This is a genomic window from Pseudoclavibacter sp. 13-3, from assembly GCF_021168475.1.
GTDB lineage: Bacteria > Actinomycetota > Actinomycetes > Actinomycetales > Microbacteriaceae > Pseudoclavibacter_A.
Map to the genome: position 1 here is coordinate 542,371 of NZ_JAJOZT010000001.1, position 15,064 is coordinate 557,434.

Annotated in this window: 9 protein-coding genes; 1 reads left to right on the plus strand and 8 read right to left on the minus strand. The window is 68.0% G+C overall.

What is annotated here, in order from left to right:
- Window positions 1–3: 3 nt before the first annotated feature.
- Together LRX77_RS02405 and LRX77_RS02410 are read right to left on the minus strand one after the other, a co-directional pair.
- Window positions 4–1,071, minus strand: a complete 1,068-nt coding sequence (locus LRX77_RS02405) for a 6-phosphofructokinase (RefSeq protein WP_231831248.1) — start codon at window positions 1,069–1,071, stop codon at window positions 4–6.
- Window positions 1,072–1,162: 91 nt separating this feature from the next.
- Window positions 1,163–2,176, minus strand: a complete 1,014-nt coding sequence (locus tag LRX77_RS02410) for a bile acid:sodium symporter family protein (protein ID WP_442961580.1) — start codon at window positions 2,174–2,176, stop codon at window positions 1,163–1,165.
- A gap of 108 nt (window positions 2,177–2,284) precedes the next feature.
- Here LRX77_RS02410 and LRX77_RS02415 point away from each other — a divergent pair, with 108 nt between their 5' ends.
- Window positions 2,285–3,169: an A/G-specific adenine glycosylase gene (locus tag LRX77_RS02415; RefSeq protein WP_231831249.1), complete on the plus strand. Its 885-nt coding sequence runs from the start codon at window positions 2,285–2,287 to the stop codon at window positions 3,167–3,169.
- A gap of 17 nt (window positions 3,170–3,186) precedes the next feature.
- On the opposite strand, the gene ftsY is transcribed toward LRX77_RS02415, so the two are convergent.
- The 6 genes from ftsY to rnc form a co-directional block, all read right to left on the minus strand.
- On the minus strand, window positions 3,187–4,083 hold the full coding sequence (gene ftsY / locus LRX77_RS02420) for a signal recognition particle-docking protein FtsY (protein WP_231831250.1): 897 nt from the start codon (window positions 4,081–4,083) through the stop codon (window positions 3,187–3,189).
- Entirely contained in the window at window positions 4,080–7,703 is a 3,624-nt protein-coding gene (smc, locus tag LRX77_RS02425; protein ID WP_231831251.1) for a chromosome segregation protein SMC, read from the minus strand. Before smc ends, ftsY begins: the two co-directional genes overlap by 4 nt.
- 136 nt (window positions 7,704–7,839) lie before the next feature.
- Window positions 7,840–12,414 (minus strand): FtsK/SpoIIIE domain-containing protein, encoded by a 4,575-nt coding sequence (locus tag LRX77_RS02430; protein ID WP_231831252.1) that lies wholly within the window; start codon window positions 12,412–12,414, stop codon window positions 7,840–7,842.
- A gap of 391 nt (window positions 12,415–12,805) precedes the next feature.
- Window positions 12,806–13,276: an NUDIX hydrolase gene (locus tag LRX77_RS02435; RefSeq protein ID WP_231831253.1), complete on the minus strand. Its 471-nt coding sequence runs from the start codon at window positions 13,274–13,276 to the stop codon at window positions 12,806–12,808.
- A gap of 173 nt (window positions 13,277–13,449) precedes the next feature.
- Complete coding sequence (gene mutM, locus LRX77_RS02440) at window positions 13,450–14,355, minus strand: bifunctional DNA-formamidopyrimidine glycosylase/DNA-(apurinic or apyrimidinic site) lyase (protein ID WP_231831254.1); 906 nt, start codon at window positions 14,353–14,355, stop codon at window positions 13,450–13,452.
- Complete coding sequence (rnc, locus tag LRX77_RS02445) at window positions 14,348–15,055, minus strand: ribonuclease III (RefSeq protein ID WP_231831255.1); 708 nt, start codon at window positions 15,053–15,055, stop codon at window positions 14,348–14,350. The genes mutM and rnc overlap by 8 nt, the downstream gene beginning before the upstream one ends.
- Between the last annotated feature and the right edge of the window lie 9 nt (window positions 15,056–15,064).

Here is a 15,064-nt window from a genome sequence, read left to right on the forward strand (position 1 = left end):
GGCTCACCCGAAGATCGCACGCAGCTCGTGGTAGCGCCCGACCGGCACCTGCTTCGTCTCGGCCAGCTCGTCGAAGGGCACGCTGATGATGTCGGTGCCGCGCAGAGCCACCATGCGCCCCCATTGGCGACGCGCGACCAGCTCCACGACTTCGAGGCCGAGTCTCGTGGCCAGCACTCGGTCGAACGCCGTGGGCACTCCCCCGCGCTGAATGTGACCGAGCACCGTCGCGCGACTCTCGATGCCCGTGTGCTCCTCGATCAGCGGAGCGAGCATCTCTCCGATGCCGCCGAGTCGAGCGCGTCCGAACCCGTCGAGGCCCTTGTCTGAGAACGCCCCATCCATATCCGGCAGGGTGAACCCCTCGGCGACGACGACCATCGGCGAACGGCCGCGATCGCGCACCGAGATCACCCACTCGCACACCTGGTCGAGGCTCTCGGTCTGCTCAGGAATCAGGATCGCATGCGCGCCGCCGGCCGTGCCCGCGTGCAAGGCGATCCACCCGGCGTGGCGGCCCATCACCTCGAGCACCATGCACCGTTTGTGCGCATTGCCCGTCGTGCGCAGTCGGTCGATCGCCTCAGTGGCGATCGACACCGCCGTGTCGAATCCGAAGCTGTAGTCGGTGCCGTCCAAATCGTTGTCGATGGTCTTCGGCACCCCGACGATCGGGATGCCGTCGTTGCGCAGCAGACTCGCCGCTCGCATCGTGCCGTCTCCGCCGATCGCGATCACCGCATCCACACCCTGCTCGGCGAGGGTGCGCAGAATGTTCTCGGGCTGGCCCGCCTCGGTTCGATACGGCCCGATGCGCGAGGTGCCGAGAATGGTGCCGCCCTCTTTGGCGAGGCCGCGCACCCGGGCGCGATCGAGCGTGATGCAGTCGCCCTCGATCATGCCGCGCCAGCCGTCGAGAAAGCCGACGAACTCCTGGCCGTAGACTTCGGTGCCCTTGAGCACTGCACCACGGATCACCGCGTTGAGCCCAGGGCAGTCGCCGCCAGACGTGAGGATGCCGATGCGTCGCGGCATCTGCTCCAGAGCGGTCGGGTCGGTCAGTGTCTCCATGCGGCTCCCCTGTGAACGGCGGCTGTCGTCAGCTGCTGCGACGTGTAGCACCAGCGTATCGGCATGGAATGACGACTCTGTGAACGGAACCTCAGTGATCTGCGGGAATCGGCTTGCGCGCCAGCCACGCCGCGACGATCGCACCACTGATGTTGTGCCAGACCGAGAACACCGCCGGTGCCAGCGCGGCCGCCGGGTTGAAGTGCACCGTGGCCAGCGAGGCCGCGAGCCCCGAGTTCTGCATGCCAACCTCGAATGCGAGCGCACGACGCGCCGCGTGATCGAGGTGCACGGCGCGACCGGCGAGGTAGCCGAGCAGCAGCCCGATGCCGTTGTGCAGCACGACCGCGAGAATGATCAGCAGCCCCGCCTGAGCGAAGGCAGCCGCGCTCTTGCCCATCACCGCGGTGACGATCGTCGCGATCGCGATCGCCGACAGCCAGGGCAGCACCGGCTTGATGTAGTCGATGATGCGCCCGAACAGGCTGCGCACGATGACGCCGGCGATGACCGGCAGCAGCACCGTCTTCAAGATGTCGAGGAACATCGCCTCGACTGGAATCGACATGTACTGCCCTGCGAGCGCCAGCGTCAGCAGCGGCATCAGCAGCGGCGCGATGAGTGTCGAGACCGTCGCCACCGACACTGAGAACGCCACGTCGCCCTTGGCCAGATACGTCATCACGTTCGAGGCCGTGCCGCTCGGCGCGCAGCCGACCAGAATCACGCCGACGGCCAGCTCGGCGGGCAGCTGCAGCGCCCACACCACGAGCAGCCCGGCGAGCGGCATGATCACATAGTGCGCGACCAGACCGAGCAGCACGACCAGCGGCCGTCTGGCGATGCGCTTGAAATCGGCACCGGTGAGGGTGATGCCCATCAGGAACATGATGAGCCCCAGCAGGTACGGCACGATCGGCGTGATCGGCGTGAACGTCGCCGGCAGAAAGAAGCCCAGCACCGCGGCGATGATCACGATCGCCGGGAACACCGTCACCGCGAGAATCGCGTTGCGATCGCGCTTCGGCCGTGGTGCGGATGCCGGGGTGTCGGAACCCTGCAGAGGTGCGTCAGATGATGATTCGGTCTGGTCGGTGTTCTTCACGGCGCTCCATGCTACTCTCCGTTCGCCCGCCGGCCGAGAAGGACGGCGAAGGTCACGGCCTCTGCCCCGCAGCGACCGACGCATCCGGCGAACGCTACAGTGGTGTCGATGCCACCCCGCACCCCTCTCTTCGCCGACGACCTCATCGCCTGGTATCTCGACGAACGCCGCGATCTGCCCTGGCGCGCCGACGACGCGACGCCGTGGGGCGTGCTGGTCAGCGAGTTCATGCTGCAGCAGACGCAGGTCGACCGTGTGCTGCCGCGCTGGCACGAGTGGATGCTGGCGTGGCCGACGCCCTGCGATCTTGCGGCTGCGAGCGCCGGCGATGCCATTCGCGCCTGGGATCGGCTCGGCTACCCGCGTCGGGCGGGCTGGCTGCACGCCGCCGCGCGTCAGATCTGCGCCGATCACGCCGGTATTGTGCCCGACGACCTCGACACGCTGCTGTCGTTGAAGGGCGTCGGTGACTACACCGCCCGCGCTGTGCTGGTCTTCGCGTTTCATCAGCGGCATCCTGTCGTCGACACGAACATTCGGCGTGTGCTCGCCCGAGCTGCCGACGGCGAGGCCGAACCGGGCGCGCCGACACCGGTGCACGATCTGCCCGCGATGTCGGCGCAGCTGCCGGCGGACGCCGAACGTGCTCGCCTGGCCACCTACGCCTTCATGGAGTTCGGAGCGCTCGTCTGCACCGCCCGTGCACCGAGCTGCGAGACCTGCTCGATTCGTTCACGGTGTGCCTGGGTCGCCGCCGGGTCACCGCCGTCTGCAGTGCCGAAGCGTCGCACGCAGGCACGGTTCGAGGGCAGCGACCGGCAGGCTCGGGGCCGCATCATGGCCGTGCTGCGCGCAGCCCGCGAGCCGGTGACGGTCGATGATCTGCTGCAGGATGCTCCGGATCGCCCGCAGGCCGAACGCGCGCTCGCCTCGCTGGTCGCCGACGGTCTCGCTGTCGAGAGCGAGCATGGCGGCCGGTTCCAGCTGCCCTGACCGGGCGGTGACGGGTGCTACCCCACCAGCTCGGCGGCGAAGGTGTTCGCGTTGAAGGCGGCGATGTCGTCGATGCCCTCGCCGAAGCCGATCAGCTTGACCGAGATTCCGGTGGCCTGCTGCACGCCCACGACGAAGCCGCCCTTGGCCGAGCCGTCGATCTTCGAGAGCACGATGCCGGTGACCCCGGCATGGTCGATGAAGGCCTGCGCCTGGCTCAGCCCGTTCTGCCCGGTGGTGGCGTCGAGCACCAGCAGCACCTCGGCGATCGGCGCGAGCTTCTCGACCACACGGCGAATCTTGGTCAGCTCGTCCATGAGCCCGGCCTTGGTCTGCAGCCGGCCGGCCGTATCGATGATGACCACATCCGCGTCGACGTCGATGCCGTGCTGCACGGCCTGGTATGCGACCGAGGCGGGATCCTGCCCCTGCTGCTGCGGTCGCACCACCTCGGCACCGGCCCGCTGCCCCCAGGTGGCCACCTGCTCGACGGCCGCCGCGCGGAACGTATCGGCCGCACCGATCACCACGCGCCTGTCGGCCCGGGTGATGAAGCGCGCGAGCTTGCCGATCGTCGTCGTCTTGCCGACGCCGTTGACCCCGACCACCAGCACGACCGCAGGCAGCAGGCGACCGGTTGCAGCATCCTGCGGGCGGGTCAGCCGCAACGTCGGATCGTTCGCGCTCAGCCGCTCGGCCAGCTCGTCGCGCAGCACGTTGCGCAGCTCGCGTTCATCGGCGATGGCCAGCCGCTCGACGTTCGACCGCACCGCCTCGACGATCGACTCAGAGGCCTCAGCGCCGAAGTCGCCGAGAATGAGGCTGTCTTCGAGACCTTCCCAGCTGCTCTCGTCGATGGGCCGCGTGCCCTGAAAGAGGTTGCGCAGACTGCCGCGCAGTGACCATTTGCTCATTTCCCGCTCCTGTCGTGCTCTTCGGCATCGTGCTCGTCGCGCTCCATGCGCTGCCCCACCACGGCCGACACCCCATCCTGCCGCATCGACACACCATACAGCGCGTCGGCGATCTCCATCGTGCGCTTCTGATGGGTGATGACGATGAGCTGGGAGTCACGCCGCAGCCGCTCGAACACCGAGAGCAGACGCCCCAGGTTCGCGTCGTCGAGTGCCGCCTCGACCTCGTCCATGATGTAGAACGGGCTCGGTCGTGCGATGAAGATCGCGACGAGCAGGGCGACCGCCGCGAGCGAGCGCTCGCCGCCGGAGAGCAGCGAGAGCCGGTCGATCTTCTTGCCGGCGGGTCTGATGTGCACCGCGATGCCGGTGGTCAGCGGATGCTCCGGGTCGGTCAGCGTGAGCGACCCGCGCCCACCGGGAAAGAGCACCGGGAAGATCTCGTCGAAGGCACGCTGCGTGTCGTCGAAGGCCTCGACGAAGATCGTCTGCATCTTCTCGTCGAGCTCGTCGCTGATGGCGATCAGATCAGCTCGCGTCTTGCGCAGATCGACGAGCTGGTCGTTCATGTAGTTGTACCGCTCTTCGAGCGCGGCGAACTCTTCGAGCGCGAGCGGATTCACCCGCCCCAGCCGGCTCAGCGCACGCTGGGCCTTCACCAGCCGCAGCCTCTGCTGCTCATGGTCGTAGGGCACGGTCTCGACCGTCTCGTCGGCGTCGGCCCACTCGCCCGTCACCGGAATCGGCAGGTGCGGCCCGCTCTCGGCGATCAGCACGTCGACGTCGATGTTCAGCTCGGTGCGCACGCGTTCGGCGGCCGAGTCGCGGCGCACCCGCTGCTCGTGCTCGCGCAGTTCGATGCCGTGCGAGCGCTCGGCGAGCAGTTCGAGCTGATGCTGCTGCTCGGTGATGCGCTCGCGCAGGTCGCGCAGCTGCCCGTGCTGCTGGTTTCGGGCCACCTCGTGCTCGGCGACGGCGAGTCGCGCCTGCTGCAGCGACGTGCCGAGGTGCGCCGTGATGTCGGGCAGCAGCGCCTGCACGTGTTCGGCGCGCTCCAGCTGGATGCTGCGGATCGCCTGCTCCCGCGCCTGCGCCTCGGCCTGTGCCTTCGACTGTTCGGCATCGCGTTGCAGCGTCTCTGCCCGGCGCTGCTCGGCCTTCGCCCGTTCGCGGGCGGTCTCGACCGAGATGCGCACCTCCATCTCGTGCGCTCGGGCCGTCTCGAGCGCATCGAGGGCGGGCTGGCGGTCGACGGGTTCGTTCAGCGGCTGCGGCTCGGCGTCGAAGGATGCCAACGCTGCGTGCGCCTGCTCGCTTGCGCCGGTCGCTTCGTCGAGTCGCGTTCGCGCGTGTTCCGCCTGCGTCGTGAGACGTGCGAGCTCCGCCTCGGCGCTGTCGACCTGGGCACGCAGCGAACCGAGCCGTTTGGCGGTCTCAGCTGCGCGGGCATCCGCCGCACGCAGCGCGGCGAGAGCGCGATCGCGTTCGACGCGCCGGGCATCACGCTCGTCGCGGGCGAGGTCGATGCGTGCGCTCGCCGACGCCACCGAGGCTCGAGCCTCGTCGGCGGCGTGGAGCGCCTCATCGCGCTGAGCAAGCAGCTGCAGTCGCGACTGTCCGGCATCGCCGCCGCCGCGCACCAGAGCGCAACCGATCACGTCGCCCTCGGGCGTGACGACCTGCCAGTCGCCGTCGGGCAGGGCGTCGAGCACGGCGACCGGGTCGATCACCGCTGCAGTGCTGTCAGCGCCCGCTGCTGCTCGAATGATCACCGTGTGGGCGAGTCGAGCGAGCACTCCAGACGGCCCCTGAGCCACATCGGGCGCCCATGTCGCCCCGGGCGGCAGCGTCGGGCGGTCGCTCAGCGCGCCCGCGGGCTGGGGCGCCACGGGCTCGGCGACGACGCCGGTCACCTGCCCCAGATCACCCGCACGGGCGTCGCGCAGAACGGCTGCGCCGGCTGCGCTGGAGTCGACCAGCAGCGCATCGGTCAGCGCGCCGAGCGCCGCGGCGACGGCTGCCTCGAAGCCCGCCTGCACCTGCAGCGCGTCGGCGACGCGGCCGCGCACGCCGTTGGTCTCGGCATGGATGATCTGCGCTGAGCCGTCGCGCGATTCGAGAGCCATGCCGAGGGCCGCGGCACGAGCCTGCTGCGAGTCTGCCTCAGCGGTCGCCTTCGCCTGCAGATCGCGTGCCCCGGTCAACGTTCGTTCGGCGGCTTCGAGCCGGTCAGTCGCGGCGCGGTAGGCGGCGTCGAGGTCTGTGGTCGCGCTGCCCGGAGTCTCTGCGCCTTCGTGCGTCGGCTCTTTCGTCTGCTCGGCGGCTGTGGCTTCGGCGAGCTCCTGCGCCCGCTGATCGCGGCGTTCGGCTGCCTGTTGCACAGCGGCCGTCTGCGACTCCACCTGCCGTTCGGCAGCCTCGACCTTGCCGGCGGCGATCTCGACGGCGTTCGCGAGCGCCGAGCGGCGCAGTTCGTGCCGGCTGAGCAGAGAGGCCTGCTCGGCGATCTGCGCGTCGACGGCCTGCAGCGCGTCGACGGCCCCGCGGGTGGCCGCCCGCTGCTCGTCGAGAGCAGTCGCCAACTCGGCCGCACGGTCGGCGAGCTCTCGTGCGGCACTCCTCGCGCTGTCGGCCTGATCGAATCTGGCCGCGACATCGAGGTCGAAGGTTTGCTGCCGCACTGAGAGCAGCGCGACCCGCTGCTCGGCGATCGACCGCAGCGAGCGAAAGCGTTCTGCCGCCGACTCCAGTCGGTGCACGACCCTGCGCGAGCGCTCCAGATCGTCTGAGACTGTGGTCGCCTCAAGTTCGACCTGGCGGCCGCGGCTCGCCTCGATGGCCTCGCGCAGCGTGCTCTGCTCACTCTCAAGAGCCTGTCGCTGGGCCGCGAGAGTGCCCAGGTCGGTGTCGAGCTCAACGATCTCGGCGGCGAGCAGCCGAGAGGTCGCGTCACGCACCTCGGCCTGGATCTGCTGTGCCGAACGTGCGATCTCGGCCTGGCGACCGAGGGGCTTCAGCTGGCGTCGCAGCTCGGCGGTGAGGTCACTCACCCGCTGCAGGTTGGCCTCCATGGCATCGAGCTTGCGCACTGTGCGCTCTTTGCGACGACGGTGTTTGAGAATGCCGGCCGCCTCTTCGATGAAGCCGCGGCGCTCTTCCGGCGACGCGCGCAGCACCTGATCGAGCTGCCCCTGGCTGACGATGACGTGCATCTCACGTCCCAGACCCGAATCGCTCAGCAGCTCCTGCACGTCGAGCAGTCGGCATGACTGCCCGTTGACCGCGTACTCGCTGCCGCCGTTGCGAAACAGCGTTCGCGAGATCGTGACCTCGGTGTATTCGATCGGCAGCGCACCGTCGGTGTTGTCGATGGTGAGTTCGACCTGGGCGCGGCCGAGCGGCCCCTTCTTCGCGGTACCGGCGAAGATGACATCTTCCATCTTGCCGCCGCGCAGCGTCTTGACTCCCTGCTCGCCCATCACCCAGGCAAGCGCATCCACCACGTTCGACTTGCCCGACCCGTTCGGGCCGACGACGGCAGTGACCCCGGGCTCGAACTCGAACGTGGTCGCGTGCGCGAACGACTTGAACCCTTTCAGGGTCAGCCTCTTCACATACACGTCGAACGGCTCGCTTTCTCTGTCACCGCCTGCCGTCAGTCTGGTCGGTCGGCGGTCTTCCTCGCTGCATACAGGCTACCGGGTGCGCTCCCGGCGACCGCACCATGGCATCCGCGCGACGTCTCGCACGCCCGCTCTATTTCGCCACCTGCACCAGGCGGGTCTGCCCGCCGGCAACGAGATAGCCGCGCCCTGCCGGCCACCGAGACGTGTCGTCGGCGGGCACGTTCGCCCTGAGATAGCGGTCGCTGTCATCGTTCTCGGGGCGCAGCAGCAGACCGCATCTGATCGTTCGCACGGCACCGTGCAGCTCCCAGGCTGCGGGCAGCGTCGCAGGGTCGACATCGACCAGGCAGGTGATGCCCTCACGTCGGCAGTGTGCGACGAGCGCGGCGAGACGAGACTCGGCAGGGGTGCCCACGAAATCGGCGGTGTGGTCGATCACGATCAGCAGCTGATCGCCGTCGAGCGCTGGCCGAGTGGGCTCTGAAGTCTGCACCGGCTGCTTCGACTGCACGCCGGAGTGGCTGGGAGCGGCCGACAGCCAGTCGTCGTCGGCGAGCCAGCCGGCAGTGTCGAATTGCGCCAGGCTCGGTCGTGCTGCCGGCGCCTCGACTGCCCCGAGTATCTCGTCGATCGCGTTGATCACCTGGGCTTCGTCGTTCGCGACGCGTGACCACGAGATCGCCGCGTCGAGGGGTGACGTCTTCGGCGTGATGAGGATGCTCTGTGCTGCAGGCCGCGATGTCGCGAGTGCTCGCGTGAGCACACCGAGCACCGCGGAGTTCTCGTCGTTCGAGCGCCCCTGCACCAGAAACGGCTCGTGCGCCGGCAGTCCGACTGGCGCGAGGGTGTCGTCGGCCACGGCGAAGACCGGCGCATGATCGACGTCCAAGGCCGGCAGCGAATCGAGTGCGACCGTCTCGGGCAGACGACGGATGCTCGGTGTCGGCTCCGCCCCGATGTCGGCCAGACGCGCGGCCGCTTCGGCGAGCACCGCGGCCTGTTCAGTCACAGTGACGGCGCCATGGGGCACCCCGATCTGCGCTTCGAGACCGCCGCACATGCCGCCGATGACGATGCCGCGACCGGGAGGCGCATCATCGAGCACGCCGGTGTCGACGTCGAGCAGGCCGCCGACAGCAGCGTCCGTCACCCGCAGCACAAGAGTCTGCCCCAGGCTCGACGCGATCGTTGCAGGCAGTCCGCCCGGCCGGCTCGTGGTGAATGCGAAGTGGATGCCCACGTCGCGCCCGGTCGCGAACAGCGCGGCGAGCGAGCCGATCACGTCGAAGCCTCGCGCGAACTCGTACTGTTCCTGCATTGCCGCCAGGTCGTCGATCAGCACGTAGACCCGGGGCAGGCCGTCGGCTGTCGCCGTCGGCAGTTCGTCGACGGCTGAGGCCTTGGCTCGTCGCAGCAGCGCGAGGCGCTCGGTGGCAGTGGCGTCGAGCTGACGCAGCAGGCGTTGGATGCGTTCACGATCGTCTGCGGCGATGACCGCGCCGACCGTCGGCAGCGTGTCAAGCTGTTCGAGCCCGGCTCCAGCGGCATCGATGACATAGATGTGTGTGGCCGCGGTGCGGCTCGGCTGATCGCTCAGCTGCCAGGCGAGGGTGCGCAGCACCTGGGTGCGGCCCGAGCCGGCGCTGCCGATCACGCGAAGGTGCCCGTCTGCCGCAGGCGACCACGCATAGATCTGCTGCCGCTGATGCTGCGGGTCGTCTGCCACCCCCAACACGATCTCATCGGCGCTCTGCGGCCGCTGGGCTGTCTGAGCGCTTGCAGACGACCCAGGTCGCCCAGAAAGCCCAGACGACTCACTCATTTCAGACGACTCAGACAGTGGCAGCGCGAGCCGACTGGGCAGCGCGTCGAGCCACGGGCGACGCGGTGCATCGAGCCGCAGCCCCTCGGCGGCGGCGAGCATCGCGTCGCGCATGGCCTCGATCTCACGCTGCGCCTGCGCACCGGTGCGATCGCGCGTCGCGGGCTGCAGCCACTGTCGAGCCGTCTGAAAGGGCAGCTCTGCGATCGTGATCTGTGCGGCTTCGCGGCCGAGGATCATCGGTGCGCCCAGATACGCCGTCTGGAAGTGCTGCACGAGCCCGGGCCCGACGCGCACTGCGGCTCGACCTGGGGTGCTCGCCGAGAAGTGCGCGGCGTCAGGTATGCCCAGCACATCGGTGCTGTCCTGCTCGTCTGCCATCCGCAGAGCGACCCGCAGGTTCGCATTGGCTCGAAGATTGTCGTTGACGACGCCCGACGGGCGCTGCGTCGCGAGAATCAGGTGCACCCCGAGCGAGCGTCCGCGGGCCGCGATGTCGACGATGCCGGTGACGAACTCGGGCACATCGGCCACGAGCGCGGCGAACTCGTCGACCACGATGACGAGCGTGGGCGGGGTGCGCGGGTCGCGCAGACGCTCCATGCCGAGCAGGTCTTTGGCTCCGACGGCGTTGAACAGGTGCTCGCGTCGGGTGAGCTCTGCACGCAGCGATATCAGGGTGCGCTGCACGAGATGCGGGTCGAGGTCGGTGACCAGCCCGACGGTGTGCGGCAGACCGACGCACTCGGCGAATGCCGCCCCGCCCTTGTAGTCGACGAGCAGAAACGTCAGACGATCAGGTGCGTATTCGGCGGCCATCGCCATGATCCACGTCTGCAGGAATTCGCTTTTGCCACTTCCAGTCGTGCCACCAATCAACGCGTGCGGCCCCTGTTCGCGCAGGTTCAGGACGAATGTGCCATTCGTGCCGACGCCGAGATATGCGTTCAGCCCGGAGTCGGCGTTCAGAGCCTGCACCCGAGTGCCGTCAGTGCCCCACTCAGACATGAGCGAGTCGTTGGCCTTCCAACGCCTTTCGATCGCCAGCGGCTCTGAAAGGTCGGTGTCGCCGATCTCGCTGAGCCGCACGCGAGCAGGCAGGTCGGTCTCGTCGACGACGAGCGCACCGCTGTCGACCCGCGGTGCAAGTGCACGAGCGATCTGGCCGGCCCGGCGCGCGTCGAGTCTGTCGAGTCTGGTGACGGGGATGCTGCTGGCCGAGCGCACGCGGTGCAGCGCAGCGGTGAGGTCATCTTCGATGTGCAGCCAGGTGCGGCATGCCGCTGGCAGAGCCTGCGCCGATTCGCCCAGCCAGAGCACATGCATGTCGGCATCGGGCCCCGCCTCGGCGATGTGCACAAGCCTGGCGGGGTCGACGCCGGGGTTGCCGATCACGACGGCGATCACGACAGGCGAATGCTCAGACGGCGCGGCAGCTTCGTGATGATGTCGAATCGGGCGCTCCCCCGCAGGCAGGTGTGAGCGGGCCTGGCCGTGCGTCGGCGACCTGCTGCGTTCGCCGAGCACCTCTTCAAGTCGCGTCGTGAGCTGCTGAGCACCGTCGGCGGTGCTGGCCAGATGGTCTCCCGAGATCGGCGAATGCGGCGAGGCGGTGTGCGGCAGCCACTTGAGCCAGCTCCAGCCCGGCAGCTGACGCGGCTCGCAGAAGGCCGCCACCACGGCGTCCGCAGGCGAATGCGACGTGGCGACCTGAACGATCAGGGCACGCAGGGCCTCTTCTGCGACACCAGCAGAGCCCGTCACGCCGATAGCGCCGGCGCTCGACAGCTTCTCGAGCACGGGCACGTCGCTGATCGTCTCGAAGCGGTCATGCAGATCGACGATCTGCGCCCAGACGTCATCGGGCAGCTCTCCTCGTTCAGCCGTCGGAATCGCGGTGAGGCTCAGATCAGTGCCCGCCCCGAAGCGAAGTTCGAGAAAGGTCTGGTGTTCGGGCCGTCGGTTCCACAGAGCCGCACCCGAACCCGGATTCGCCTGTTGACGCACCGCTCGCTCACGCTGCTGCTGGTCGGCGAGTTCGTCTGCGATTTTGCGCACCGACTGCCGGTATGCGGCGAGCTCCCGCCGATACTCACACCCCGAGACGAAGCGACTGTCGAGCCAGGTCGCAGCCAGTGTCAGCGGAGAGAGCACGACAAGAATCAGACTGTACGGTGACTTCGTGAGCGCGAACATCGCGATGCCACCGAGCAGCGGTGCCAAGGCGGCGAGCACGGGCATGCGCGACGGACGAGGTCGATGCGGTTGAGTCGGCAGGTGGAGGTCTCTCGGTTCGAATCGGGGCACGATCTCGGGGGCCGGTATCACCGCAACTCGTGGGGTGAGCGCAGATTCACTCTGCAGCTGTGCGAGCCCCGGTACCAGTGCGTCGTAACGAAACAGTCTGGTGCCGAGCCTCAGCCGGTCACCGTTGCGCAGAGGTGCGTCTGTGACGGTCTGGTCGTTCACCTCGACGCCGTTGGCGCTGCCGAGATCGTGCACCGCAGCGGTGCCGTCTTCGGCGATGGTGATCTGCGCATGGCGGCGCGACACGTCGCGCGTGGCCAGGTGAACCCTCGTGGCGGGGTCACGACCGATCAGATTCTCACCCGCGACCAGCCCGTAGACACGTGGTGCGTTTTCGGTGTCGACCTGACGGCGGCGCAGCGGCGCGCCGGTCTGCGCCGATGGTGTGAGCTCGACGAGGTGCCCCGCCAGTGGATACTGGCGACGTGCATCGCTGTTGGGCGCTGCATCGTCGACGACTGAGACGATGCAGCCGGGCTGCAGTGCCGACTCGCCCAGTGTGCGATGCCTGTCGAGAATCACCGGGGTGGGCTGGCCGGAAATTCTGACGCAGAGCGTCGCCCGCACGTGTGACATCTGTGCAGACGCGGGCGGTGCAGATGCGAGCGACACATCGGTGCGCAGAGCTAGGCTGCACAAGGGATGCGTCGGCGGCAGGTGATGACGCAGACGGTCGGCGATTTCACCGATGAGCGTCGCCGTATCAGTCGTGATGACGATATCGGTGCATTGTCGACCGGTGTCAAAGGTGCATGCGATGCGCACAGACTACCCCTCCCCTCTGCAGTTCCGACGGTCTCGGGGACGATGCCTGAGCACCGCTCGATGTCGGGTCTGCAGTCTGTTCGCAACTCTACCGACGAGGCGCAGCGTCGGCTTTCGGGGGTGTGGATAACTGCCAGACTGACTGGCTGCACGCTGTCTGAGAGGCGCTACCTGCGAGAGCCTACGAACACAGACCCTCAGATCACAGCGTGTTCGTCCTGGCATGTGGTCGCTGGCCAGCGCGCTCGGCTGCGATCGGCAGCAGCACATCGCGGCTCAACGGAGCGACCTCTACACCCGGCCGTGCCGGATCGGCCCAGACGACCTCAGCGATCTCCCGATGCGCGCTGAGAACTCCAGCCTCGACGAACGGCGTTCGAACGAAGTAGGCGTCAGCGTCGACACGTGTGCGATCCTCGTTCAGTGCGGGAGCGTCGAATCGCCCGAGATGTTCGAGATCGCTTGGGTCGAGGGTCAGGCCCAGCTCCTCCCCGACCTCGCGAACGACTGCCTGCAGTGGTGTCTCGCCAGGTTCGAGTTTGCCGCCGCACTGCATGAACCCGGTCGTGCCTCGTTTGCGCACGAGCAGTGTGCGGCCGGCACTGTCGTTGAGCACGATTGCAGCGATGCGCAGCACGTGGTCGTGGTCGTGGTTCTCAGCGTTGTCGTTCATAGCGTTCCTCGTGGTGTGAAGATGCTGCAGCGGAGTCAGATTCAGCAGCGCAAAAAGTGACTGATCTGCGCAGCAGTGCCAGCTTCTGTCACTCTCGCGCTGAAAACCGAAGGGGCTGTCACTCCTAGGCAAAAGCTCACCAGACCCAGACCCAGCCACTCCCGCGCAAGAACTCACCGCAGCCGCTGGCAGTAGGTGCACAGATGCGAATGGCGGTTCATGAACGCCACGCGCTTGATCGGCCGACCGCACCTCGGGCACGACTGCCCGCTCTGCCCGTAGGCATTGAGCTCGATGGCGAAGTACCCCGACTCCCCGTTTACGTGCTTGTACTGCTCGTCGAAACTCGTGCCGCCGACGGCGACCGCCCGACGCAGCACCGCGACCACCGCATCCACCAGACGCAGCGCACGCGCCTGACTCAGCGAGTCGGCCGGCTGCTCGGGGTGCACCCGCGCCGCCCAGAGCGACTCATCGGCATAGATGTTGCCGATTCCCGAGACGGTGGTCTGGTCGAGCAGCACGCGTTTCACCGCCGACCGGTGACGGCGGATGCTGCGCGCCAGCCGCGCACGATCGAATCCGGCTTCGAGCGGGTCGGGTGCGATATGCGCGGCCTGCTGCGGCACGAGATCACGCAGCGCACACCGATCGGCGACGAGGGCGTCGACCGCCAGAGCCCCGAAGAGACGCTGATCGTGAAAGCTCAGTTCGCGGTGTCGACCCGGCTCGTCGACTGTGTCGATGCGGATGCGCTCGTGCCGCAGCGGCGGCGCGTCGGCCAGCAGGTCGTGGGCGAGCAGCTGCCCGCTCATGCCCAAGTGCGCCAGCAGCGCGGGTGGCGGGGTCGATTCGGCTGAGGATGCGCCAGCGAGTTCCAGCGGAATCCAGAGAAACTTGCCACGTCGCTGCGGCTGGCCGAGGCGTGCGCCGACCAACGTCTGGACGAAGTCTTGGCTGTCGCCCGGGTGCCGTTTCAGCGAACGCTCGTCGAAGACGCGAACCGCATCGATTCGATGGCCGGCGAACAGACGCTCGATGCCGAGGCGAACCGTCTCGACTTCTGGAAGCTCAGGCATCCGCTTTCTTGAGCTCGGCGTCGGTGATGCACTTCCAGGCGTTGAACGCCGCGGCCATCTCGGCCTGCTTCTTGCTGGTGCCCTCGCCGTCGCCCTTCACCGCGTCGCCGCAGTGCACGCTCGCGGCCCAACGACGCTCATGGTCGGGGCCAGTCGACGAGACGGTGTAGACGGGAAACGGCAGACCGTGTTCTGACGCGGATTCCTGCAGTGTGGTCTTAGGATCCATGCGTGCGGCCAGCGTCTCAATGCGCGGCAGCAGCGGTGAGAGCAGGCAGAGCACGAACGGTCGCGCCTGCGCAAGCCCGCCGGTGAGGTAGGTGGCGCCGATCAGAGACTCGACCATGTCGGCCAGCAGTGATGCCTTGTGGTGGCCGCCGGTCAGCTCTTCGCCGCGGCCCAGCAGCAGGTAGCCGCCGATGCCGCGGTCTTCTGCGATGAACGAGAGCGCATTGGTGCTGACGATCGCAGCACGACGCCGCGACAGCTCGCCCTCAGAGAGGTCGGGGAACTCGTGGAACAGCAGGTCTGTCGCGACCAGCTGCAGCACGGAGTCGCCGAGAAACTCCAGGCGCTCATTCGTCGGCAGACCGCCATTCTCGAACGCGTACGACCGATGGGTCAGCGCACGCGTGAGATAGGGCTCGTCGATCTGCACATCGAGCCGCTCCAGCAGCTCGGCTTTGTCGCTCTCGTTCACCGCTTGCTC

What these genes read in the sequence shown, in the direction of transcription:
- LRX77_RS02415 (WP_231831249.1), top strand. Translation starts at nt 2,285, where the DNA reads ATGCCACCCCGCACCCCTCTCTTCGCCGACGACCTCATCGCCTGGTAT.
- LRX77_RS02430 (WP_231831252.1), bottom strand. Translation starts at nt 12,414, where the DNA reads ATGTCACACGTGCGGGCGACGCTCTGCGTCAGAATTTCCGGCCAGCCC.
- LRX77_RS02405 (WP_231831248.1), bottom strand. Translation starts at nt 1,071, where the DNA reads ATGGAGACACTGACCGACCCGACCGCTCTGGAGCAGATGCCGCGACGC.
- ftsY (WP_231831250.1), bottom strand. Translation starts at nt 4,083, where the DNA reads ATGAGCAAATGGTCACTGCGCGGCAGTCTGCGCAACCTCTTTCAGGGC.
- mutM (WP_231831254.1), bottom strand. Translation starts at nt 14,355, where the DNA reads ATGCCTGAGCTTCCAGAAGTCGAGACGGTTCGCCTCGGCATCGAGCGT.
- LRX77_RS02435 (WP_231831253.1), bottom strand. Translation starts at nt 13,276, where the DNA reads ATGAACGACAACGCTGAGAACCACGACCACGACCACGTGCTGCGCATC.